This window comes from Litorivita pollutaquae (assembly GCF_003205515.1).
In the GTDB taxonomy this organism is placed as follows: domain Bacteria; phylum Pseudomonadota; class Alphaproteobacteria; order Rhodobacterales; family Rhodobacteraceae; genus Litorivita; species Litorivita pollutaquae.
The window spans coordinates 94,162-118,322 of record NZ_KZ826482.1 but is presented as its reverse complement, the minus strand read 5'-3'; the positions used below and the strand labels follow the sequence as shown (position 1 = coordinate 118,322).

Below are 24,161 nucleotides of genomic sequence, written 5' to 3'. Positions count from 1 at the left end.
AGCGCATAACGTGCCACATCCCTTTGGTGTGGCCGTTCTTTTGAACCGACCACGAAATATAAAGTAAATGGAATATTAACTGTGGGAATATGTATTTCGAATACACATTCCATTCGCAGGAATGTTGGAAGGAAAAAATATCAAAATATTGGAATATAATGTTGAAATATATTACTTAAATGAAGTTTTGGGGAAAAATGTCGCAGGGATGAGCTTGGGTCACTCAACAACGACCCGCGACAATTTTTGCGCGCAAATCATGCTCAGAATCAACATTATGCCGGCCGCTGCGAGGCATAGGGCGACCCCGCCGAGTTGATAACACAGCCCCGACATGAGCGTGCCCAAAAGCCGCCCCGCCGCATTGGCCATGTAATAAAATCCGACATCCATGGTCACCCGCCCGTGGGTGGTGGCGGCCAGGATCAAATAGCTGTGCAGCGCGGAGTTTACTGCGAAGGCCGCCCCAAAAATCAACAGCCCGAGGATCAGCGCGCCCGTCAACCAGCCCGCCGCCGTGCCCGCGCCCCAAACCAATGCAGCCAAAGCCAAGGGCACAACGGCCAATGCCCCCGCCCATCGTGGAGCCGCACGGCGCAGGGCGTCATCGTCACGCTGATCGGCGCGCAACAGCTTCGGGGCATAGGCTTGCACCGCGCCATAGAGGATGGTCCAGACCGCCATAAAGCTGCCAATGATGAAAAAGGCGCGGTGATTGCCGGCCTGTGATCCATCCGACAATACCGCGTAGAAATAGATCGGAATGCCGACCACGAACCAGACATCGCGCGCGCCGAAGAGGAACACCCGCGCGGCGCTGAGCCAATTGACCTGTGGGTTCTTAGAGAAAACCTCTTTGAATTTTGCGTCTTTGCGTCCCTGCGGTAATCCGCGCGGCATGCTGACGGCCACGGCGCATAAAATCACGGTAAGCAGAACCGCCATGCCGATCACTGCGGCGTGGAATCCGGCCAGGCCAAGGCAGAGCGCGCCGAGCAGAAAGCCGATACCTTTGACAGCGTTCTTGGATCCGGTCAGCAGCGCCACCCACCGAAACAACCCGCCTGCCCCGCTGGGCGCAAGCAGTTTGACAGCGGATTTCGAGCTCATCTTGGCCAGATCTTTGGCAACACCGGACAGGCCCTGCACACACATCACATAGATGACCGAAGCGGACACCGCCCACGCGGGATTGAGCTGTGCCAAAGCCAGCAACGCGCAGATTTGCAAACCCAACCCCGCAAAGAGCGTCGAGGTCAGGCCAAACCGCGCCGCGATCCATCCGGCAGACAGGTTGGTGACGATGCCGGCAATCTCGTAAAGGACAAACAGATAGGCCAATTGAACCGGCGAAAACCCGATCTGGTGGAAATGCAAAAGAACCAGCATGCGCAGGGCGCCATCGGTGAGCATAAAGGCCCAATAGGCTGCGGTCACTGCGATGTAGGCGCCGAACCCTTGCGGGCGCGGATCGGCCCGGGCGCTCACAGCGCGGCACCCACCATCCGTGCAACATCGATCAGCCGCTGTGCATAGCCCCATTCATTGTCATACCATGCATAGATTTTCACCTGCGTGCCGCCCACCACCATGGTCGAGGGCGCATCGATGATCGAAGAGCGGTCATCATTGGTGTAATCACACGATACCAAGGGCCGTTCTTCATAGCCAAGGATGCCGTTCAGCGGCCCTTCGGCGGCGGCTTTGAACAGGGCATTGACCTCTTCGGCCGTGGTGGCGCGCTCGACCTCGAAAACGCAATCGGTGATCGAGGCATTGAGCAGCGGCACGCGCACCGCATGACCATTGAGCCGGTCTTTCAGGTCGGGGAAAATCTGTGTGATGGCCGTGGCCGATCCGGTGGTTGTCGGGATCAGGTTGGTCAAGGCCGATCGCGCACGGCGCAGATCCTTGGCGGGCCGGTCGACGATGGTTTGGGTGTTGGTCACATCATGGATCGTGGTGATCGAGCCATGACGAATGCCAAGGTGTTCGTGGATCACCTTCACCACCGGGGCGAGACAATTGGTGGTGCAGCTTGCCGCCGTGATGATGTGATGCTGATCCGGGTTGTAAGCATCGGAATTTACGCCATAAACGATATTGGCTGTCGGGCCGTCCTTGACCGGAGCCGAAACTACGACTTTACGCACCCCGGCGGCAAAATAGGGCGCCAGTTTGGCTTCGGTTTTAAAGGCACCGGTGCAATCGATCACCACATCCACCCCCTCCAACGGCAGCGCCGTCAGATCGCGGGTGCCATGCACGGGGATGCGGGTGCCGTCGATGCTGATGCTGTGATCATCGTGGGAGAACGCGGCGGGCCAACGGCCATGCACGCTGTCAAATTCAAGAAGATGCGCATGCATTTCCGCGTCGCCCACGGCATCGTTGATCCATGCAATATGGGCGCCGCTTTCCAGCAGCGGCCGCAGGGCGAGTTTACCAATCCGGCCCAATCCGTTCAGCGCGTAAGTGGTCATATAGCCCCCTGTCCGACGTGTTCACGCCGCTTTGAGGGCGGCGTTTGAACCCGAATTAGTCGATGACATCGGCGCAGGCGAGGAAAATATCCCCCTGTCGCAAAAACTTCATATAGGCGCGGAAATCCGTCGAAAGGACGGGGGGCGACAGGGCCGTTAGAATTTGAAGTCGGGCAGCTCTTGAAACGCGGTGCGCAGGGCAACGCCCCACCCTTGCGATATTTGTTGGAAGTAGTTGTCGTCGGGTTCGACGCGCAATTGCTGATGTGGGCTGAATTTGCCTTCGGCATAGGTTTTCACATCAAGCGGCAGCGACACCGACAGATTTGCCTTTATGGTGCTGTCGAAGGACACCAGAAGCAATTTGACCGCCTCGTCAAATTCCATCGCCGCATCATAGGCCCGCAACAGGATCGGACGGCCGTATTTGGTCTCCCCGATCTGGAAGAAGGGCGTGTCTTCGCTGGCTTCGATGAAATTGCCTTCGGGATAGATCATGAAAAGACAGGGTTTTCCGCCTTTGATTTGTCCGCCCAGGATCACCGTGGCGTTAAAGGCCGCATCGGCGCGCTGTCCGGTGTTGGCGTGTTCACCGATCACTTCGCGCAGGGTCTCTCCCACCAACCGCGCCACTTGGAACATCGTCGGCACGGTTAAAATATCGGGGTCGCGTTCCGAATGATATTTGCTGCGCTCTTCCAGCAGGCTGATCAAAGCTTGGGTCGTGGCCAAATTGCCCGCCGTCATCAAGGTGATGTCGCGTTCGCCCTCGACATTGAACGAGAACATTTTACGAAAGGTCGAAATATTATCGACACCGGAATTTGTGCGGGTGTCAGACATGAACACAAGGCCCTTGTCCAACATCAATCCAACGCAATAGGTCATGGGTGTGTGTCCTTTGGCGCGCCGCGCGCCAGCCGGTTCAGTTTACGCCCTATTGCTGCACTTGCAAGCGCACCTGCAGATCTTCGGTCCCTGCCCCCAACCGCAATCCATGTATGGGCGCAGCTTCGGCATAATCGCGCCCGGTGGCGACGCGGACATAGCGTTCATCGGGAGAAATCCCGTTCGACACGTCAAACCCCACCCAACCGATTCCGTCGACATGCACCTCGCACCATGCATGGGTCGCGTCTTGTTGTTCGACCCCTTCCATCAGCAGATAGCCGCTGACATAGCGCGCGGGCAATCCCATGAGCCGCGCGGTGGTGATCATGATATGGGCGTGATCCTGACACACGCCGTGGCCTGCGGCCCAGGCTTCGTCGGCGGTGGTCGTGGCGATCGTTTGGCCGGTCTCATAGCTTACGTGGTTTAGGATTTCGGCCGACAACGCATGCAGTTCGGGCAGCCAGTCACCGCCCGTCTGCCCGGCTTTGCTATAGCTGCGCGCCAATTTGCGCAGCGCCGCATCCGGGGCGGTAACCGCAGTCGGTTCTCGGTAAAGCCATAGGGGCGCATAGCCACGGTGCTGGCCGATGATGCCCGCATTATCCACGGTCGAAACCACGCCTTCGCAGGTGATTTCGATTTTATCGGCCCCGTCGTCCATCAAGACCAAATCGACGTGATTGCCGAAGTGGTCGTCAAAGCTGACTTCTTTGGTGCCGCCGGTAATCACCGCATTCCATGTTTCGATGGTTTGGCCGTGGTCGCTGCGTGGGGTAAGCCGCAATTGTTGCAAGGCGTAATGCACCGGCACATCATAGCAGTAGGTCGTGGTATGAGAGATTTTCAGCCGCATATCGCCCCCTAGCTGTAAAAGCGGTAGTCCGTTTCGATTTGCTGCGCCAATGCACCGGTGCTGGCAATCGCGCGTTCGAGAAACTCATGCAATCCCTCGTCGAAGATCATATCGATCTCCTTGCCTTTGAAACGGGCATTTTGTTGCCGCGCGACATCGAGAGAAGGCATGTCCTTGCCATATTCACGGCACAGGCGTTGGAGGTTCTCTTCGATCTTGTCGTAGCAAAAGGCGAGCGAACGCGGCATGCGCCCGTCCAGAATCAGGAAATCGGCGATATCGCGCGGATTGGTGTCATCGCCCTTGATCCATCGATAGGACCGGTCCGCCGAGACCGAGCGTAAAATTGTCTCCCATTGGGTGTTGTCGATCGAAGATCCCACATAGGCCGCCGTCGGCAACAGGACATAGTATTTCATGTCCAAGATCCGCGCGCTGTTGTCGGCCCGTTCGACAAAGGTGCCAAGGCGCGAAAACCAGAAGGTGTCATTGCGCAGCATGGTGCCGTGCAAGGCGCCGCGAACCACAGCACAGCGAAAGCGGATCGCAGACAGGGTCTCACCCAACGAGCGTTCGGAAACCGGGCGTTTGAGCAAGGCGTTGATGTCCATCCAACATTCGTTCACCGCCTCCCAAACCTCAGAGGTCAGCGCGGTGCGCACCAAACGTGCATTCGCCCGCGCCGCATTGATCGAGGCCCGCACAGACGAAATACATTCCTTATCGCGCAGCAGGAAATTGATCACCGAAGAGGCTTCGACCTCCGTGTAGCTTTCGACATAGGCCGCGCGTAAACCGGCGGTGTTAAGCACGGATTCCCATTCTGCGACGGCTGCATTTTGCCGTGTCAACGCGATGCGCCATCCGGTTTCCACCAATCGCGCGGTGTTTTCGGCCCGTTCCAGATAGCGGAACAGCCAAAACAGCCCGCCTGCGGTTTTACCAAGCATTGCCGTATCCTCCCCGCATTATTCGCCCAAGACCCATGTGTCTTTGGTGCCGCCGCCTTGGGATGAATTGACCACAAGGCTGCCTTCTTTGAGCGCCACACGGGTCAATCCGCCCGGCGTAATCTCAACCTTGCCCGGAGAGCAGAGCACGAAGGGGCGCAAATCCACATGGCGCGGCGCGAGCCCCTTTTTGCTGAGGATTGGCACGGTCGAGAGCGCCAGCGTTGGTTGCGCGATGTAGTTGTGCGGCTTTGCCCGTAGTTTTCTCTCAAAGGCTTTCAGTTCACGTTTCGAGGCCGCAGGGCCGACCAACATGCCGTAGCCGCCCGACCCATGCACCTCTTTGACCACCAGTTCAGGCAGATGGTCGAGCACATAGGCAAGGCTGTCTGCTTCGGAACACCGCCAAGTCGGCACGTTTTTCAAGATCGCCTTCTCTCCGGTATAAAACTCAACAATATCAGGCATATAACTATAGAGCGCCTTGTCGTCCGCGATGCCGGTGCCCGGGGCATTGGCAATGGTGATCCGGCCGGCGCGGTAGACATCCATAATCCCCGCCACGCCCAGCATCGAATTCGGGTTGAAGTTCAGCGGATCAAGATAATCATCATCAACGCGGCGATAAATCACATCAACCGGCTGGAAGCCTTGGGTCGTGCGCATCGCGACGCGGCCGTCGCGGATGGTCAAATCATGACTTTCGACCAATTCCACGCCCATTTGGTCGGCCAAAAACGCATGTTCGAAATAGGCCGAGTTATGAATGCCCGGGGTCAGCACCGCGATCACCGGTTTGGATGAGCCGCGATCATGCGGTGCAGAGGCCGCAAGCGAGCGGCGCAATTGCTGCGGATAACTGCTGACCGGTCGCACATTCAACCGTGTGAACAATTCAGGGAACATTTGCAGCATCGTCTCGCGATTTTCCAACATATAGGAAACACCGGAGGGCGTGCGCGCATTGTCTTCGAGCACGTAAAACTCGTCCGGACCGGTGCGCACAAGATCAACACCGATGATATGGGTGAAAATTCCGCCCGGCGGGGTCACCCCGATCATTTGCGGCAAGAAGGCTTCGTTGCCGATGATGATTTCTGCGGGGATGCGCCCCGCACGCAGGATCTCCTGCCGATGATAAATATCGTGCAAAAACGCGTTGATGGCGCGCACGCGCTGTTCGATGCCTTTTTCCAATCGCGTCCATTCGCGGGCGGAGATAACCCGTGGGACGATGTCGAAGGGGATAAGCCTCTCGTCAGCTTCCTCTTGTCCGTAGACGTTAAAGGTGATGCCGACGCGGCGGAAAAATGCCTCGGCCTCTACGGATTTTCGGCGCAGATGGCGGGAGTCTTCTCTGCCGAACCACTGGTGATATTGGGCGTAGGCGTCGCGGGCGGTGCCGTCGGGCGCGAACATCTCATCAAAGAAAGGCGATGTGTTGGTCATAGGTAAAGTAGGCCGCGCAACCTGCGCAGATACAACCCTTTTTCTGGTGACAGGATGGCCGTGGCCGCCGAAGCAACGGCGCTATGGCGTTTTCGGTCCGAATGTGGCAGACTTTCGCCTAAAAAACGGGCAGATCTGCGGCGCGAGCGGTCGGAAAATCATCGAACCGCTGGCCCGCACCCTCTGCGGGGGGACATCTCACAGGAAATCCCCCTGCCCCACTGTCGGCCCAGAGCACACGCCGGTCGGCGCTCGGGCTCAGGCCTCGGGCATCAAGGGTCGTGGGGCGCTTTGGTCACGCTGCGCCTCTTGACGGCGGGTAGAAGGCCTGCGGGATTTGGCGCGGGCGTTGTTCAGGCACTCCCCACAACAGCATTGAAATGGCCCGCCCATCTGGCGGGCGGGCGCAACGATCAGTGTGGGCCGGTTCATCGGGGGTGCCAGTGCATCATTCCGGTGACGCATTTTGACGATCTGGGCTGAGCGCTCGTGGCAAAGGCCGCGCCCATTACGTTCAAAGCGACGTGCAGGGTTTGCGGGCGCAACTGTCCCTATGACACACCCGCAGTGCGCGCATGTTTATTCCGTATCCTCTACGGGGCGTTTATACCCCATCGCCACGACGAATTTTTCCGAGCTGTCAGAGCGGGACGCGGGCGGTTTGACGTGATGCACCTTTTCAAACCGCTGTTTGAGCAGTTTTTGCAATTCACCTTCGGCGCCGCCGGCCAGAACTTTGGCGACGAATGTTCCGCCCTCTTCGAGCACATCAAAGGCGAAATAGGCCGCCGCCTCACAAAGCGCAATAATGCGCAGGTGGTCGGTTTGTTTATGACCGGATGCAGAGGCCGCCATATCCGACATCACCACATCGGCCATACCGCCCAGCCACTCTTTGACCTTGAGATCGGCGTCGTCTTCCATGAAATCCAATTGATGGATTTCGCAGCCTGCCAACGGCTCCACCTCCTGAAGGTCAATGCCAAGGATGGTGCCGACGGCCTTGCCCTTTTTCTCGCCCAGAATATTGCTGCGTTTGACCGCGACTTGCAGCCAGCCGCCGGGGGCACAGCCCAAATCGACGATCCGTGCGCCCGGAACAAGGAAGCGGAATTTGTCGTCCAGCTCCATGATCTTATATGCGGCGCGGCCGCGATAGCCTTCGGCCTGCGCGCGTTTGACGTATGGATCATTGAGTTGCCGTTGCAACCAGCGGGTCGAGCTGAGCGTGCGGCCGCGTGCGGTTTTCACCTTCACGGTCAATTCCCGTTGCCCGCGCCCCGAGGTATTCTTGCCCGTGGGCGTTTTGGCTTTGCGGGCGCCGGACGGGCCTTTTTTCGGGCCGCCCTTGCTGTTGGCCTTGGTGCTGGCCTTGTCTCCGCCTTTGCCATCCTTGCCGCCCGAGTTTCCGCCTGTGGGTTGTTTTGCCATCACTAATAGGGTCCGTCTTCGAGAACGCCATCGGCGCTCATTTGTGCATAAAGAAGCCCCTCACGTAGGCCGCGGTCGGCCACGGAAAGGCGATCGGTTGGCCAGCAGCGCATCAGCGCCTGCAAAATCGCAGAACCGGACATGATCAAAGCCTGCCGGTCCATACCGATACGCGGATCGGCGCGGCGGCCTGCGGTGCCAAGATCAAGATAGCCGCGGATAACGCGGTCGATCTGGTCGGTTGTCATCCGCAACCCGTCAACTTTGGTGCGATCATATCGTTTGAGCCCGAGATAGGAGGCCGCCACCGTGGTCACGGTGCCCGACGTGCCGATGATTTGAAACCCGTCGCGTTCCTGTTCGTCCTTATAGGGCGCAAACTCCGAGAGGTTTTCTTCGAAGAACCAACTCATCAGGGCAAAGCGCGCGGCATCGTCTTCGACATCGGAAAACTGATCGCGCAATGTCGCAACGCCCAAGGGCACCGAAATCCAATCGATGACCTTGGCGGCGGGAAAGGGGCTTTCGGGGGGATGAAAACCGGCATGAAGCCGCATGATCGCCCGCGGGCGTTCGCGTGGCGGCACCGAGGTCAGGTCAATCCACACCAATTCTGTCGATCCGCCGCCGATATCCACGACCAAAAGCTGTTCGGTTTTGGTGGACACCAAAGGTGCGCAGGAAATCACCGCAAGGCGGGCTTCTTCCTCTGGCTGAATGATGTCGAGTTGCAAGCCGGTCTCGCGCCGCACCTGCCGGACGAACTCGCGCGCGTTTTTGGCGCGGCGGCATGCTTCGGTGGTGACAAGGCGCATTTGTTTGACCTTGTGACGCTTCAGCTTTTGTTGGCAAATCCGCAAGGCTTGGATCGTGCGGCCCATAGAGGCGCGTGACAACCGGCCAGACTTCTCCAGCCCCGCGCCAAGTTGCACGGATTTCGAGAAACTATCGACCACATGAAATTGGCTGCCTTTGGGCTGCGCAATCAACATCCGGCAACTGTTCGTGCCGAGGTCCAACGCAGCATAAAGCTCCGATGGATCGCTCGGTTTCGGCGCGGGGCTTTCAACCGGTATCGGGAATGCGCCCGCACCTTCGGGACGCTTGGGCGCCATAGGTCACGCCCTCCATTTCGAGTTATCCCCAAGCTAGTCTCTAACGCCCCCCCGCGCAAGCACCGCCGCACGTCATTCATAACGATCTTTAGGATTATTCCGATGCTGCGCCGTAGTATTTGCCCTCGGCTCCGGGTTACACCTCGGCGGCGGGCGGTTCATGCCGCGCGCCGCGTCGCCAATGCGTGCCCTTGTGTCGAGTTTGACGCAAAGCCCGCGGAGGATGCGCCCTATCGTAACTTTACTGACCCAAGGGGAATCACCCATGCCAGAGCTAACAATCGTATATTGGCGGGACATCCCCGCGCAGGTGATTGTCGGCAAAGGCCGCCGCGCCTCCAAAGTGCAATTGCCCGAACGATTTGAGCAAGCCATTGACCGCGCGGCGATGAAAGTGGGCGCCAAGGATGCCGATGCCTATCTGGCGGAATGGCGCAAGGTGTCCCTTGGCGAGGTGGAGGGAGATCCCTCCGAGGTGGCCGCCGCACAGGCGCAGCGGCTGGAGCACGAATTCGATCAAGACCGGATCAAGACATTGATTGAAGGGGATGGTTGGGCCACGCCGTGAGCCGCAGCCGCATTTTGGAGGCCGCAATGGCGCTGTTTAATTTCAAGAAGGCCAAGGATATCAAATCGGGCAGAATGGGCGACGGTGCCCGTGCCATGATGGCGGGATATTCCATCGAGGTGATGCCGCGCACGGCCGCCAGAATAGATCGTTTTACCGAGATCCTGCCGCAGGGCACGCGGGTCTATATCGCCCATATTGATGGCACCCCGATCGATGACATGGTGGCCACCGCCGCGCGGATCGCGCGCGAAGGTTTTGCCGTTATGCCGCATATTCCGGCGCGGTCGGTGCCCTCCCATGCTGCGCTCAACGACTGGATCGCCCGATATCAAGGCGAAGCAGGCGTGAAACAGGCGCTGTTACTGGCGGGCGGGATTGCCGCGCCGCGCGGCCCGTTCGAAAGCGCGATGGATTTGATCGAAACCGGTGTGTTTGACGCCAACGATTTTGAACGGCTGCACGTCGCCGGACACCCAGAAGGCAACCGCGACATCGATCCTGCGGGCGGGCGCGCCAATGTCGATGCGGCTTTGGCGTTCAAACAGGCCTATAGCGAACGCACCGATGCGGATATGGCCATCGCCACGCAATTTGCGTTCGAGGCCGCGCCCGTGATCGCATGGGCCCAAAGCCTCGCCGAGGCCGGCATCACCATGCCGATTCATGTTGGTCTCGCGGCGCCGGCTAAATTGCAAACCCTCATTACCTTTGCCATGGCCTGCGGCGTTGGCCCGTCCTTGAAGGTTTTGCAAAAACGCGCGATGGATGTGAGCAAGCTTTTGTTGCCCTATACCCCCGATGCGATTTTGGCTGATCTGGCCACTTATAAGGCCGCCAATCCGCAAAGCCTGATCGAGGGGGTGCATTTCTTTCCGCTCGGCGGTATCAAAACCGCAACCACTTGGACGGCAGATCAAGGCCACGGCCCGGACGTCTCCGCCCCTCCTGCTGCTTTGACCCCATAGGTTAGCGGCACAACAGATACGCAATCCGCGTGAGAGTTAAGGACACCATATGACCCGCACTATCCTCGAAAGCAAAACCAAGACCGTTGTGATGGGGTTCGACGAACCCTTTTGCGTGATTGGCGAGCGGATCAACCCCACAGGACGCAAAAAACTCGCCGCTGAATTGGAAGCGGGCGACTTTTCCACCGTGGAAAAAGACGCCTTGGCACAGGTTCTGGCCGGTGCTGCGGTTCTCGATATCAATGCGGGCGTGGTGTATAATTCCAACCCCAACCCGAACGAGACCGAACCGCCCCTGATGCGCAAAGTCGTCGAAATGGTGCAAGCTTTGGTCGATGTGCCGCTATGTATCGACAGTTCGGTGCCCGGCGCATTGGAAGCCGGATTGGAGATTGCCGAAGGGCGGCCCCTGCTTAATTCGGTGACCGGCGAAGAAGACCGCCTCGAAATGGTTCTGCCCCTGGTCAAAAAATACAACGTGCCGGTTGTGGCGATTTCGAACGACGACACCGGCATTTCCGAAGATCCCGACGTGCGCTTCGCTGTGGCCAAACGCATTGTCGAGCGGGCGGCGGATTACGGGATTCCGGCGCATGACATTGTGGTTGATCCTTTGGTCATGCCGATCGGAGCAATGGCCACTGCGGGACAACAGGTCTTTGCTCTGGTGCGCCGTTTGCGCGATGAATTGGGCGTCAACACCACCTGCGGCGCGTCGAATGTATCGTTTGGCTTGCCCAATCGTCATGGCATCAACAATGCGTTTTTGCCGATGGCCATGGGCGCGGGCATGACCTCTGCGATTATGAACCCTGTGGCGATGCCGGTGAGTCAGGCCAAGTTGCAAGCCAAACGCGATGCCTTGCAGGCGGCGGGGGTGATTTTACCCGATGGGATGGACGATGCGTTGCTGGCCCAATTGACCGGGTTGGGCGATATGACGGCCAAGGCCGGATCGGAAATGCAAGCGATCATGGCGGCCAACTTGCTGAGCAACAAGGATCCGCATGGCGCGGCATGGATTGCTGCGAACAAGGCCCCGCCGGTTGATGGGGCTGCGGGTGGACGCGGGGGGCGTCGCCGTCGCCGCGGTTAAAAACCTAACGTTCCGTAGAAATTGCCTTTTTCTGACCCCGCCATAGCGCGGGGTTTTTCTTGTTTTATACATATATTTCATGCCCTTAGGATGGATATCGCCCCAAACTGTTTCAAAATGGGGCAAATCCATAAAACGGCGTAACGCAGTTTTAACCGACCGCCCCATAGAACCGTGAGGAACCGGAATGGAAATATGGGAGGTGGCGATGCCACATCAGTGTGTTGCGCCCAAGGCAGGTGGATATGAATGAGCCGCTCGTCCTTCAATCCAAACTTGATCTGCCTGCTGCAGATCCTTTGGCAACAGCGCTCAAGGAGCGGCTCGGTACGGATGTGACTGTTGATGCAGGGGCGGTGGCCAGCATCGGCGCGCTCGGTCTACAGGTGCTGATTTCTGCCGCGGCCTCTCTTAAGGCGACAGGGCACAGGATGACCATCATCAATGCCTCTGACCGGCTTATCGAACAAATGAGCCAGATGGGCTTTACCCCGGAATCAATCGCGGAGGGCACATCATGAGCCTCAATATTCTAGCAGTGGATGACAGTCGGACGATGCGCGACATGATCCGGTTGGCCCTTGTTCCGGTCGGCTTCACGGTGCATTTGGCCGATGATGGCCTCCATGGTCTTGAGGTGCTCGACGGGCTCGAACCCGATGTGATCATCACCGATATCAATATGCCACGGATGGACGGTTTCGGGTTCATTGACGCCGTGCGCGATCAGGATGACCACCGCGCCACTCCGATCCTCGTGCTCACCACCGAAAGCTCTGCTGAATTGAAAATGCGTGCCCGAAACGCCGGGGCGACGGGATGGATCGTAAAACCCTTTGATCCGGCAAAGCTGGTGAAAGCCTTGCAAATGGTTGCCGGCTAGGAGAACGGTTATGAGTGATGCAAATGATCCTATGGCGGAGATCCGCGCCTCTTTCTTCATTGAATGTGAAGAGCTTATGGAGGCGATGCAGGACGGGTTAACGACGCTTGACGAGGGCGACGACGATCCTGAAACCATCAATGTGGTTTTCCGCGCCGTGCATTCGATCAAAGGCGGCGCCGGGGCTTTCGGGCTTGAGGCGCTGGTCCGGTTTGCGCATCGCTACGAAACTGCGCTCGATGACGTGCGCTCGAATAAGTTCACTCCTGACGCGGACGCTATGCGGCTGTTCTTTTCCTGTGCGGACCATTTGTCGGATTTGATCCGTGTCTGCCGTGACGACGATGCAATTCCCGATGACCGCAGCGCCGAATTACTGGCGCAACTGGACACGCTTCTCGGCGGGGCCGCCGAAGAAGAAGAGGAAGTTTCGGCTGATGATTTCGAGCCGATGGGCGTATCGATATCACTTGATCTAGATGGGCTTGGTGATTTGCCACCGCTGGATTTCGATGTGGATGACGCGGCGCCGATGGATGAAACACCATGCTATCACATCCGGTTCAAACCCGAACAAGAGATGTTCGAGACCGGCAATGAACCGCAGATGTTACTCCGCAATCTGGCCGCCTTGGGGGAGGCGACGATTGAATGTGATTTGCGGGATTTGCCGCCGCTTGAGGCGTTGGCCGCAGAGACCTCATATCTGTCATGGGACATCACGCTCATCGCCGATGTGGACGAGGCTGAAATCCGCGAAATTTTTGAATTCGTAGACGGGCTGTGCGAGCTTTCGGTGCGGCGCGCCGGTTCAGATACAGATGCGCCTGCTGTTACAGCGCCGATTGAGACCTCAAGCGATGGGTTCGCCGATTTGCCCGAGCCCCCTGCCACCGTTCCGGACGATCCTGATGTGCCTGTGGCCGCCGCGCCCGCGCCGGTGGCGGCTGCACTTGCGCCTTCTGCCCCTTCCGCAGCCCCTGCCCCCGAAGAAAAAACCGCCCGCAAACCTGCGCCGGCCAAAGCCGCTGGCGCAGCGGCCAATGGCCCGAAATCAGTGGTGCGTGTGGATCTTGAACGGATCGAGCGTTTGGTCAATCTGGTCGGTGAATTGGTGATCAACCAAGCCATGTTGTCGCAAAGCCTTGAGCAAGCGGGTCTTTCGCCCCACTCCGATGCGATGAACGGGCTTGAAGAATTCCAACGCCTGACCCGCGACATTCAGGATTCCGTGATGATGATCCGCGCCCAGCCGGTCAAATCCCTGTTCCAACGGATGAGCCGGATCGTGCGCGAATCCTCGGCGGGCGTGGGCAAGAACGTGCGTCTTGTGACCGTTGGCGAAGGCACCGAAGTGGATAAAACCGTGATCGAGCGTCTTGCTGATCCGCTCACCCATATGATCCGCAATGCTGTCGATCACGGTCTTGAAAGCACCGAAGACCGGCGCGCGGCGGGCAAATCCGCCGAGGGGATTGTGACCCTGTCGGCGGCACATCGGTCGGGCCGTGTGATCATCGAGGTGTCCGATGATGGCGCCGGCATCAACCGCAAACGCGTGCTTGAGATTGCTACGAACAAGGGGCTTGTCCCTGCGGATGCGAGCTTGACCGACAGCGACATCGACAATCTTCTGTTTGCACCCGGATTTTCAACCGCAAGCGAAGTCTCTGACCTATCGGGGCGCGGTGTGGGCATGGATGTGGTGAAAACCGCGATTCAGTCGCTCGGCGGGCGGATCACCATCACTTCGGAAGCGGGCAAAGGCACGAAATTCTCGATCTCGCTACCGTTGACCCTCGCGGTTCTGGACGGGATGGTTGTCAATGTGGCCGATGAAACCCTTGTGGTGCCACTCAATGTGGTGGTCGAAACCCTGTCGTTGGGCGCGGCGGATGTCGAGATGCTGCGTCCGGGGAAATATATCGTCCGCGTGCGCGGCGAATTTGTTCCGCTCTTCGATTTGGGGGTTGAGCTTGGCTATCGCGAGGCCCGAGACAGCTACGTCGGCGCCATTGTATTGCTGATTGCCTATGAGGATGGAGCCCGTGCGGCCTTGATCATCGACGGCATTCAGGACCAGCGCCAAGTAGTGATCAAGGGGCTCGACGACAGTTTCTTCCGCGCCCCTGGAATCGCGGCGGCCACCATCCTTGGAGATGGGCAAATCGCCCTGATCCTCGACCCCGCCGACATCATCGCCGAGGCCTCGGGGGCATCCCGAACCGAAGCCCTAAGCGCATAATCAAGGAGTGCATTATGAGCGACCCCAATCAAGCAACAGATCTTGAATTGCTCACCTTCAAAGTGGCGGATCAGGAGTATTCTCTCGATATCATGTCCGTGCGCGAAATCCGCGGATGGACGCGAACCACGCCGATGCCGCATTCGCCCGACTATATGCGCGGGGTGATCAACCTGCGCGGAACGGTGTTGCCGGTGATGGATCTGGCCCGTCGGTTGAGCCTGCCGTGCCAAGAGATCAGCGAACGCAATGTCATTATCGTCGCAAATCTTGGCGGCACATTGACCGGCCTTCTGGTCGACGCCGTGTCCGACATCGTGGCCGTGAGCGAAAGCGATTTACAACCGCCACCCGAAATGTCGCCGGAGCCGCATATGTCCGTGGTCCGCGCCTTGACCCTGATCGACGACCGGATGATCCGCGTGTTGGATCTCGCGGCTGTGGTTCCGGCGACGGCGGACGAAGCCGCATGAGCGACATGAGTGGAAATCCTGGTGCGAACGCCAAGCTGAGCCCGTCGGCTTTTGAGGTGATCGCGCGGCTTGCCAAGAGCGAATCCGGAATCAGTTTGACTCCGGCCAAGACGACGATGGTGCAATCACGGTTGCGTGGGCGCGTTCGTGCCCTTGGCTATGCGGATTTCGACCAATACGCCACATTTGTCGACTCCGAGTCCGGCGGCGGATTGGAAGAGCGGCGCGAGATGATCTCGGCGTTGACCACCAATGTGACGCATTTCTTTCGCGAGCCGCACCACTTCGAGATGCTGCGGGACAAGGCCTTGCCGATCCTGCGCGAAAAAGCCCGTGCGGGGGGACGCGTGCGCATCTGGTCCGCGGGCTGTTCGAGCGGTCAGGAACCCTATTCTATTGCGATGACGATCCTGGAGCATGCGCCGGATCTGGCGCAAAAGGATGTGTTGATCCTTGCCTCGGATATTGATCGGCAGATTTTGGACAAGGCCAAAACCGGCATTTACTCCGAACAGCAGATCACCGGTATTCCCGAGCCGTTGATGAAAAAATACCTGTACAAAAGCGGCAGTGGGTTTGATCAGCAATATGAGATTGATCCGGCGTTGAAAAAGCTGGTTCGCTTTCGTGAGTTGAACCTGTTGCGCGACTGGCCGATGACGGGGGGCTTTGATGTGGTCTTCTGCCGTAACGTGGTCATCTACTTTGATGCGCCGACGCAGGCCGCGCTTTGGCCAAGGTTCCGCAAAATTCTCGCACCCGATGCGATGTTGTTTTTGGGCCATTCGGAACGGATTTCCGATTGTGCGCACCCGCTTTTCAAATCGATCGGCTTGACCGCCTATCACCCAGCTGCCTGAAGGCACAACTCTAGGAGGAATGATCTATGGCCCTACGAGACCAATTGAGGATCATGGTCGTTGACGATATGTCGACCAGCCGCGGTTTGATCACTCAGGCATTGGACAGCTTTGGCATCCGCAATGTCGCCAGCACCGACAATGGTGCCACGGCATTGAAAGCAATGGAAACCGCGCCGGTGCATTTGGTGATTTCGGACTACAACATGCCGGAAATGGACGGGTTGAAGTTGTTGCAAAGCCTGCGCACCGCGCCAAAAACCAAAGGCGTCGGTTTCATCTTGATCACCGGGCGTGCCGAAAGACAAATCATCGAATATGGCAAAAAGCTCGGGATGAATAACTTCTTGAAGAAACCATTCGATCCCAACGACTTGCGCAAGTGTATCGAAGCGGTTGTGGGGCGGCTTTAATGCAAGCCGCGGGGCCGGAACAGCAAAAGGACGATGCGGAGGACGGCGATGCCGCCGCCGTCAATATCACTGCTTCCAGCATGATCGAGGTGCTAGCCGGGAAGGTCAACACCCTGCACGGCATCACCAGCGCGCTGGAGGATGCTCTGTCGGTGTCGCTGTGTGAATGTAGCCCGATGACACGCGAATCTGCACAAAGTTTCCAACGGGTCGATTTCCTGCGTCAATCGTTACAGGATATTGAATCGATCCTGCTATATGTGAGCCAGCACATGAGCTGGCATGAGGACAGTTCCGTGACTGTGGACGGTCTGCTGCACGCGGTTAATATGCGCGACAGCCTCAAGGATATCGTGCATTCACTGCCACAGGATGCCAACCATGGTGGAACAGAGAGCAACGCCAGTGCGGGCCAAGGCGTCGAAACGTCTTCCTCTGATGTCGAGTACGACGACGACATCTGGATGTAACTGTTTGAGTTTGAAATCTATATGATTCCACCTGCGCGCTTTGTGGCGCGGCGGGCTTGTTGTAACCTGCGGTGCCGGGCGCAGTTTTCGTAATGCGGCGCTCTGCCTACCGATGCGACATCGCAAAGGCGATGTCGTTCGGGCGCTGTTCATAGGGTCGCCGTTATTTCCGCACCAACAACACCGTGAGCTATGCGGTGCCCACCTGTGTCAAAACAGTTCCAAATCGTTTCCGTCGGCGGACCCGACTTTACGGCGTGGCGGCGGTACGGCCGCACCGGCGATGGATTTTTGCAAAACCCGCCCCTCGGCGGGATAGAACCGGATTTGCCGCGCCAAGGTCCCGCCAAGACTTTTGTTGACGCAGGTGATGCCCTCGCGTTCGAGATATTCCACGACAAACAAACCGTTCACCTGACCGATGTCCGACAGGCCGTCGATCATCTTCGCGCCGCCGAAAACTTTGGCTTGCAGGTTCGCACGGCGGGCACCGCAGTGGATCAAACCATTGATCACAAGTTCCATCGCATTCACGCCAACGGCGTCACACCGGGTTGGGCCGCTGCCCGATTCCGCCACAAGAATGTGGTTCATTCCGCCGACACGCGCCACGGGATCCCAGATACAGGTTGCCACGCAGGAGCCGAGAACGGTTGTGATGACCCCGCCAGGCACCGCCATAATGGCGTATTCGCCTTGGGTGATGTTGACGGTTTTGCCCGCAGCACTGGCATCTTTCAATGTGTCATCCTTCTCAAGATCGGCTGTCGCATACAGGACCCATAGGTCTTGCCTTAACTGCGGGGCCGCATCTCCAAACGTCTATGTTACAGCTTGCCGCGCACGGGCGCGCAGACCAATTCACTCATATTTTCGAGGGGCACCTGCTCATCCACCCCCCCCAATTCGACGGCGGCGCGCGGCATCCCGTAAACCACACAGCTGTCGCTGTCTTGCGCGATGCAATGGGCGCCTTTGTCGTGCAATGCTTTCATACCTTCGGCACCGTCACGTCCCAATCCGGTAAGGATCACCGCATGAATGCGCTTGGCGAAGGATTCGGAAGAAAAGAACAACTCGTCCACCGAGGGGCAATGACCATTGCGTTTGGGTTTATCGATCAACGTACAGTACATTTTGCCGGCTCGCTGAGCCACGCCAGTGTGGTATAAGCCACCCGGCGAGATGAAAATATGCCCCGGTTTGAGTTCTAAGCCCTCTTCTGCCAATTGCACGTTCTGGGGGAACAGATGTCCCAAACGGGTGCAGAAGCTGTTGAGAAAGGCGGCTGGCATATGTTGCGACACCACAATCGGCGGGGCATTGCACGGCATGGTCGCAAGTAGTTTTTCAATCGCCGCCACACCGCCGGTGGATGCACCAATCAAGATCGCTTCACCGCCCCATTTGCGGGCCATGTCAGGCACCTCAGGTGCATCGGTGCAGCGCGTCGATGGTTTCCAAACATCGCTGCGGGATTTTCCGGTGTTCACCCTGGCATTGGCAACCGCGTTGCATAGCAGAACAAGATCGGATTGTCCGATGCCATTGGTTGATTTGGCCAAGACATCAAAGGCCCCGAGCGATAGGGCACGGACTGCATTGGCGCTGCCGGATTGGGTGACCGACGAGAACATCACAACCGGCGTCGGACGCAGGCGCATCAGCCGTTCGAGAAAATCCAGCCCCGACATACGCGGCATCTCAACATCGAGTGTCAGCACGTCGGGATTGAGATGTTTGATCAAGGCCCGCGCTTCATATGCATCCGCCGCCTCACCGACCACTTTAAGGCGCGGATCGCGGCTTAACGCGTGTTTCAACACGGCACGAATAGCGGCTGAATCGTCGACAATGAGAACCTTACGGGGCACGGCCATATCGTTGGTGTGTTTCATCAGAACTCTTCCCATGACCGGTCAATATTTTCAGCCGTTGCCGCCGTGACGGCCCCCGAACGCCGGTCCACGACCACACGCCGGTTTTCAATGCGGCGGTCTGTGGTCCATGTTGTATCCCCCTCCGCCTCTGCGCCGGTTGTCGCGCGGGGGGCTTTCGCGGGCGGGGCGTTGCGCGGCGTATTTGACGTCGGTTTTGCCTGTGGTGTTGTGTTCGTCAGCGCCGTTGCGCCTGCCGGTGCCGGCCGCAGGACCGCGTTGGATCTGGATGTCGGTTGCACTGCAGGTGGGCGCGCAGTGGATGAGACTGGCTTCAAGCCCGCCTTCGACGCAACCATGGAACGACCGCGCCCCTCCTGCCCCAATTTGAAGGTCGCAAAAGTTTGGGCCAGAGTTTGTGAACGATCTGCAAGAGCGTGGCTGGCGGAGGATGTCTCTTCGAACATCGCTGCGGTTGCTTGGGTGGTCTGGTCGATTTCCATCACGGCGGCGTTAATTTGTTGCAATCCGGCGGATTGTTCACGCCCCGATTGGGCAACGTCGCTGATATAGTTCGAAATTTCCGAAACCGATTCCATGATATGTGTCAGCGCCGCACCGGTTTCCCCGACCAGGGTCACCCCTTTTTGGACATGTTCGCCGGAGCCCTTCAGCAAGGTGTTGATTTCGCCCGCCGCATCGGAACAGCGTTGCGCCAAGGCCCGCACTTCGGTGGCGACGACGGAAAAACCGCGCCCTGCGTCTCCTGCCCGCGCGGCTTCGACGCCAGCATTGAGCGCCAATAGATTGGTTTGAAAGGCGATTTCGTCGATGACGCTGATCACCTTAACGATTTCCTGACTGGAGCTTTCGATTTGAGACATGGCAGCCACAGCTTCGCCAACGACTTTTTCGCTGCGCTTGGCGCGGGTGCGGGCTTCGCTCACCACGGTTTCGGTGCGGATCGCCCCCTGTGCCGCGCGTTCGACATTAGAGGTCATTTCATCAAGAGCAGTGGCGGTGTCGCGCAATGTGCTGGCCTGTTGTTCGGTGCGGGTGGCCATGTCATCGGCGGTGCTGGAAATCTCGGCGCTTTCCGATTGTATATTGATCGACTCTTCGGCGGCCAATTTTAGCGCCTTGGCCAAATCCGCCACCGCACCGTTGAAATCTGTGCGCAATTGTTCGTATTCGTGGGCAAAGGCATTGTTGAGCCGCACGGTCAAATCCCCCTGTGCGAGGGTCTGCATGGCGATGCCGATTTGTTCGACCATATGGGCCTGTGCTGCCTGCATCTTGGCGCGGGCGGTTTCGACTTTGATCCGATAGGCTTGGTCTTCGGTGACGTCGTTGCCAATCAAAACAAAACCTGTACAGCTTCCGACGCGGGTCAGGATGGGCGAGATACTGCCCTCCAATACCGAGAATGAAGGAGACCTATCATCGGGATTGAGCCGGAAACGGCCTGCGACGGTTTCGCCGTTACGGATGCGGGCTGCGGTGTCGTCCTGCGCACCATCGGGATCCTCGTCAGTGGTTTTGACAAACACATCCGCCATCTTCCGGCCGCGCATCGCCTCCAAGCTCAGACCGCTGGCCGCGACAAAGCGATCATTGGCGTTTTTCAATACACCATCCTCGTTGAACTCGGCAAAGACCTGACTGCATTCGATGGCTTCGACAATGGCATTGCGGCGGGTTTCTTCGGTGGCGTCGGACCATTCGACAACCGAACCCAGCACCTCTCCTTGTTCGTCAAAAAACGGTTGTACATCGATTGCCAAGCGCACGTCCCCCAACGGGATCGCCGCTGTAAAACGTTCTTTGGGCGTCATCCCGACCCGCGCGCGAATGGATTTCGGGTCGCGGTGGAACACGTCCATATTTTTTCCCACGCAATCGTCGGGGTCGAAATCCGGCGCGATCTTGCGGATTTCATCGGCGTAGCTGCGTACCAAATTGATGATGGATTGGTTCATATGGGTGACGCAGAAATTTTTGTCGGTCATCATCAACGCGGCAGAGGTTGCCCCAACCGCAGCGCTTTGGAACTTGCTATCGGCATTGATCTCCTCTGCGGCGATCAGATCGGTTTGCAAACGGGTGAGGGCTTTGCTGATTGCGCCAATCTCGTCGCCACGGGCAGCGCAGGGCACGTCAACGGTGTAATCGCCGTCACCGATCGCCTTTATCGCCGTGGACAATCGGGTCAATGGCCGACTGATTCTACGCCCCAACACCAACCCAAGCATCGCCAGAACGGCAAGCAGCGCAGCCCCCTGCATGATCTGATCACGGCGCAGTTTCGCCGCAAGCCTAAAGGCATCATCCTGCGTGGTTTCCACCACGGCAATCCAGTTGACCCCGTCAATATTGACGGGTTGAAACCCCGATATGCGGGCCTCGCCGCGCGTGGTTTCCGCCACGCTGGCTGTGCCTGCGAGCGCTCGGCGCAAAGCGGTATCATCGACCAGAGGCGGCAAGGCAAGAATATCAGCATCGGTTGATAGGATCTTGTCCGCGCCTCCCATCACAAAGGCATCGCCTGCGGTGCCGGCTCCGGCGGTACGGGCCATGATGTCTTCGATCGGGGCGGTGGAGAGGCGCACGGCAAAATATCCGGCGGGCGTGCCATCGGCGGCAAGAACGGTTTGCACCGCAAAGGCCGACAAAGCCCCCCCAACGGGCGCATAGGGCAGGTAATCCACAAAACCGGCTTGATCGGACGGGGCCGCGTCGATCAAACCCTGCACGGTTCTGGACAGAGGGCTGTCAGGGGATTGCACGATATTGCGGGCAAAATCGGCGCGTTTATCCACCGAGTAGACGAGGTTCCCGAAGGTATCAAAGAGGTAGATATCGGCAAATCCGGCACGTTCGGCCAGGCCTTGATAAAACGGATGAAACCGTGTGTGCCCACGCACATAGGCCGAGCGGTCCTTGGGCGTGATCAATGCGGCGCGCGCGGTTTCAGGGTTCGGGTTTTCAGTGACGAAAATGCGGGTCAGCTCGGATTGCGCGGTGTCGTCGAATGCTTTCCAACCGGCGCTGAACACCCGCAGAGCAATGGCGGTGTTGGGGCTGCTGGCTTGAAAGGCGACCTCGGCGAGGATCGTATCATACCATGCTTCGATCTCCTGCGCCCGCCTTTGGCTGAGCGCTGTAATCGTGTCATGCGATTCGCCATGCAGGATGGACCGTGCCCCGACATAGGAAGACACCCCCATCATGCCTAATGCACTGAAACTCATGATGAAAAACAAGACCGGCAAAGTGATGGAGATCGGGATATTCCGCAGCATTAATAGTCACATAACGGCTCAGCGGCCGCCCCTCATGAAAGCTTTCCTCATGGCTGTTTATGGGCGCGAGGGGTGAATATGGATTTAATCCTCTTCGGGCGGGCACGGCGCGGGGCGAGGAATAAATCGAAAAAAATGGCTCAAATACGCCAGATTTTATAGGATAGGCTGTGATGTTACCGTGGCACCCCCTTGCGGTGCGGACCTCGCCGGAAGATGGCATTCGGTCGGTCCAGACCGTTCCGGCGAGATGGCCGAGAGGGCGCATCGCCCTGCCAAACTGGCCCGCAGGCCGGTCAGACCAGATCGAGATCGCGGCCAATCATCGCGGCGTGGGTACGGTTGCGCGCATCCAGTTTACGGCAGAGAGTCTTGACATGCAATTTGATGGTGACTTCCTGCACCCCGAGATCACGCGCGATTTCCTTATTGGACTTGCCTTCACAAATGCCGTTGAGCACATCGCGTTCACGCGGAGTTAGTTTGACAGTGGGATCATCACCGGTTTGAGACAGAAATTGCGGTGGGTAGTAGATACGACCAGACACGATATATTTCACGGCGCTCAGCAATGTGTCGGGTGACAGTGTTTTAGGTAGAAACCCTGCTGCACCAGCATCAAGCGCCCGTCGGGCGACATCAGGCGACGCCGTGCCGGACATCAAAGCCACGGCCTTCGCTTTGGGATGCCCGAGAAGTTTGCGCAAACCGTCGAGCCCCTCCATGCCGGGCATGGTATAGTCAAGGATCACCAAATCAAACGGCCCGCGGGCGTTCATCATATCAATGGCATGGGCATAATCTGCGGCGCGGGTGATGGTGATGTCACTGCTCGCCTCAAGGTAGGCCGCGATCGTATCGCGCACCAACTCATGGTCGTCTGCCAGCAGGATCCGCGTCATTCAATATACCTTTACACACACTGTCCGCCCCAGATGATACAATCGCTTCGGGGTGAAAAGCATCTTTGCAAAGCCAGTATCGCCCGTAAAGGGTGAAACAATGCTAAACACGGCAGAGTTCCTATTCCTTTGGATAGGGGGGGATGGACGAACCGAGAATCACAGGCGAAACTAAGCGCTACCAGTCTCGTTAAGCTTGTGTTGCGGATTTTGACCGGATGGTAATACCTCTGATCGACTCTGCTCGCGCGGCATTCAACAGAACAGAAAGACCAATAGGAAACCCTATGCAACAAACTGCTTTAAAAACATTTTTCGGTAAATTTGCGCGGCTTGCCGTGCTGGTTGTTTCGATTTTGGCCTCTTATGCTTTGCCCGCACAGGCGCAAGAGCCACCTTTGCTGCGAATTTATGATTATCGGGATGCTGCTGAACTTCCGCTGCGGCCGGACGCCGCGCAACTTATCCATTCACTCGATATGGAAGGTTTGCGCGCCCTGCCGCAGATGACCTTTACAACCAATACAAATTGGACCGAAGGCCAGCAAGTGTTTGAGGGCGTGCCGCTGAAAGCGATGCTCAAGTGGCTTGATCTGAGCAGTGGTCAGTTGGTTTTGATCGCGCAGAACGATTATCAGGTCCGGTTGTCCATCGCAGAGGCGTTGGAACAAGATGGGCTCTTGGCCTATAAACGCAACGGCGAAACCATGTCTTTACGCGATAAAGGCCCGATATGGTTGGTTTATCCCTATGATCGTGACGCGGTTTACCGCAGCGAAACCATTTATGCGCAAAGTGTTTGGCAATTGGACCGTTTGATGATCTTGCGCTGACGTCAACGCATAGAGCGTGGCTGCGGGCAGACCACGGGTCGCATTCAACGCCGACGTTCGAATGTTATCCTGCGGATAGGTATGGAAGGCCGT

The 24,161-nt window shown here is 57.9% G+C and carries 23 protein-coding genes; 11 read left to right on the top strand and 12 right to left on the bottom strand.

Translation table 11 applies throughout. The annotated features are described in order from the left end of the window. Positions 1–219 precede the first annotated feature (219 nt). From arsJ to DI396_RS04445, 8 genes are all read right to left on the bottom strand, one after another. Positions 220–1,488 (bottom strand): organoarsenical effux MFS transporter ArsJ, encoded by a 1,269-nt coding sequence (gene arsJ, locus DI396_RS04480; protein WP_110794997.1) that lies wholly within the window; start codon positions 1,486–1,488, stop codon positions 220–222. After that, complete coding sequence (locus DI396_RS04475) at positions 1,485–2,483, bottom strand: ArsJ-associated glyceraldehyde-3-phosphate dehydrogenase (RefSeq protein ID WP_110794996.1); 999 nt, start codon at positions 2,481–2,483, stop codon at positions 1,485–1,487. The genes arsJ and DI396_RS04475 overlap by 4 nt, the downstream gene beginning before the upstream one ends. Before the next feature lie 156 nt (positions 2,484–2,639). Continuing rightward, positions 2,640–3,371, bottom strand: coding sequence for a proteasome-type protease (locus DI396_RS04470; RefSeq protein ID WP_110794995.1), 732 nt, complete (start codon positions 3,369–3,371; stop codon positions 2,640–2,642). A gap of 49 nt (positions 3,372–3,420) precedes the next feature. Then, on the bottom strand, positions 3,421–4,230 hold the full coding sequence (locus DI396_RS04465) for a transglutaminase family protein (RefSeq protein ID WP_110794994.1): 810 nt from the start codon (positions 4,228–4,230) through the stop codon (positions 3,421–3,423). An 8-nt stretch (positions 4,231–4,238) separates the two neighbouring features. Beyond that, positions 4,239–5,180: an alpha-E domain-containing protein gene (locus tag DI396_RS04460; protein ID WP_110794993.1), complete on the bottom strand. Its 942-nt coding sequence runs from the start codon at positions 5,178–5,180 to the stop codon at positions 4,239–4,241. A gap of 18 nt (positions 5,181–5,198) precedes the next feature. Continuing rightward, positions 5,199–6,629, bottom strand: coding sequence for a circularly permuted type 2 ATP-grasp protein (locus tag DI396_RS04455; protein WP_110794992.1), 1,431 nt, complete (start codon positions 6,627–6,629; stop codon positions 5,199–5,201). A gap of 579 nt (positions 6,630–7,208) precedes the next feature. Then, positions 7,209–8,060, bottom strand: coding sequence for an RlmE family RNA methyltransferase (locus DI396_RS04450; protein ID WP_110794991.1), 852 nt, complete (start codon positions 8,058–8,060; stop codon positions 7,209–7,211). A gap of 2 nt (positions 8,061–8,062) precedes the next feature. Next, complete coding sequence (locus DI396_RS04445; RefSeq protein ID WP_110794990.1) at positions 8,063–9,175, bottom strand: Ppx/GppA phosphatase family protein; 1,113 nt, start codon at positions 9,173–9,175, stop codon at positions 8,063–8,065. 265 nt (positions 9,176–9,440) lie between these two features. Here DI396_RS04445 and DI396_RS04440 point away from each other — a divergent pair, with 265 nt between their 5' ends. From DI396_RS04440 to DI396_RS04395, 10 genes are all read left to right on the top strand, one after another. After that, entirely contained in the window at positions 9,441–9,743 is a 303-nt protein-coding gene (locus DI396_RS04440) for a virulence factor (RefSeq protein ID WP_110794989.1), read from the top strand. Between the two features lie 26 nt (positions 9,744–9,769). Further along, positions 9,770–10,711 carry a methylenetetrahydrofolate reductase gene (locus DI396_RS04435; RefSeq protein ID WP_110795360.1) on the top strand — a complete coding sequence of 314 codons (942 nt, stop codon included), beginning with the start codon at positions 9,770–9,772 and terminating at the stop codon, positions 10,709–10,711. Positions 10,712–10,760: 49 nt separating this feature from the next. Beyond that, the gene (locus DI396_RS04430; protein ID WP_110794988.1) at positions 10,761–11,810 is read left to right on the top strand and encodes a methyltetrahydrofolate cobalamin methyltransferase; all 1,050 of its coding nucleotides are present in this window, start codon (positions 10,761–10,763) and stop codon (positions 11,808–11,810) included. A gap of 245 nt (positions 11,811–12,055) precedes the next feature. Further along, the gene (locus tag DI396_RS04425; protein ID WP_110794987.1) at positions 12,056–12,331 is read left to right on the top strand and encodes an STAS domain-containing protein; all 276 of its coding nucleotides are present in this window, start codon (positions 12,056–12,058) and stop codon (positions 12,329–12,331) included. After that, the gene (locus DI396_RS04420) at positions 12,328–12,693 is read left to right on the top strand and encodes a response regulator (RefSeq protein WP_110794986.1); all 366 of its coding nucleotides are present in this window, start codon (positions 12,328–12,330) and stop codon (positions 12,691–12,693) included. Before DI396_RS04425 ends, DI396_RS04420 begins: the two co-directional genes overlap by 4 nt. Positions 12,694–12,703: 10 nt before the next feature. After that, on the top strand, positions 12,704–14,938 hold the full coding sequence (locus DI396_RS04415; protein ID WP_110794985.1) for a chemotaxis protein CheA: 2,235 nt from the start codon (positions 12,704–12,706) through the stop codon (positions 14,936–14,938). 14 nt (positions 14,939–14,952) lie between these two features. Further along, a complete protein-coding gene (locus DI396_RS04410) occupies positions 14,953–15,411 on the top strand; it encodes a chemotaxis protein CheW (protein WP_110794984.1) in 459 nt (152 codons plus the stop codon). Then, on the top strand, positions 15,408–16,271 hold the full coding sequence (locus DI396_RS04405) for a CheR family methyltransferase (protein WP_235851744.1): 864 nt from the start codon (positions 15,408–15,410) through the stop codon (positions 16,269–16,271). Before DI396_RS04410 ends, DI396_RS04405 begins: the two co-directional genes overlap by 4 nt. 26 nt (positions 16,272–16,297) lie before the next feature. After that, positions 16,298–16,684, top strand: a complete 387-nt coding sequence (locus tag DI396_RS04400) for a response regulator (RefSeq protein ID WP_110794982.1) — start codon at positions 16,298–16,300, stop codon at positions 16,682–16,684. Then, complete coding sequence (locus DI396_RS04395) at positions 16,684–17,154, top strand: hypothetical protein (RefSeq protein ID WP_110794981.1); 471 nt, start codon at positions 16,684–16,686, stop codon at positions 17,152–17,154. The genes DI396_RS04400 and DI396_RS04395 overlap by 1 nt, the downstream gene beginning before the upstream one ends. 210 nt (positions 17,155–17,364) lie before the next feature. Here DI396_RS04395 and DI396_RS04390 read toward each other — a convergent pair whose 3' ends face one another. The 4 genes from DI396_RS04390 to DI396_RS04375 all read right to left on the bottom strand — a co-directional run bounded on the left by DI396_RS04390 (position 17,365) and on the right by DI396_RS04375 (position 23,235). Continuing rightward, positions 17,365–17,895, bottom strand: a complete 531-nt coding sequence (locus DI396_RS04390) for a chemotaxis protein CheD (protein ID WP_235851743.1) — start codon at positions 17,893–17,895, stop codon at positions 17,365–17,367. Between the two features lie 86 nt (positions 17,896–17,981). Continuing rightward, positions 17,982–19,052: a protein-glutamate methylesterase/protein-glutamine glutaminase gene (locus DI396_RS04385; protein WP_235851742.1), complete on the bottom strand. Its 1,071-nt coding sequence runs from the start codon at positions 19,050–19,052 to the stop codon at positions 17,982–17,984. Next, positions 19,052–22,333: a methyl-accepting chemotaxis protein gene (locus DI396_RS04380; protein ID WP_110794980.1), complete on the bottom strand. Its 3,282-nt coding sequence runs from the start codon at positions 22,331–22,333 to the stop codon at positions 19,052–19,054. The genes DI396_RS04385 and DI396_RS04380 overlap by 1 nt, the downstream gene beginning before the upstream one ends. A 296-nt stretch (positions 22,334–22,629) precedes the next feature. Then, positions 22,630–23,235: a response regulator gene (locus DI396_RS04375; protein WP_110794979.1), complete on the bottom strand. Its 606-nt coding sequence runs from the start codon at positions 23,233–23,235 to the stop codon at positions 22,630–22,632. Positions 23,236–23,522: 287 nt separating this feature from the next. On the opposite strand from DI396_RS04375, the gene DI396_RS04370 reads away from it, so the two are divergent. After that, a complete protein-coding gene (locus tag DI396_RS04370; protein ID WP_162617155.1) occupies positions 23,523–24,068 on the top strand; it encodes a putative pterin-binding protein in 546 nt (181 codons plus the stop codon). Positions 24,069–24,161 lie beyond the last annotated feature (93 nt).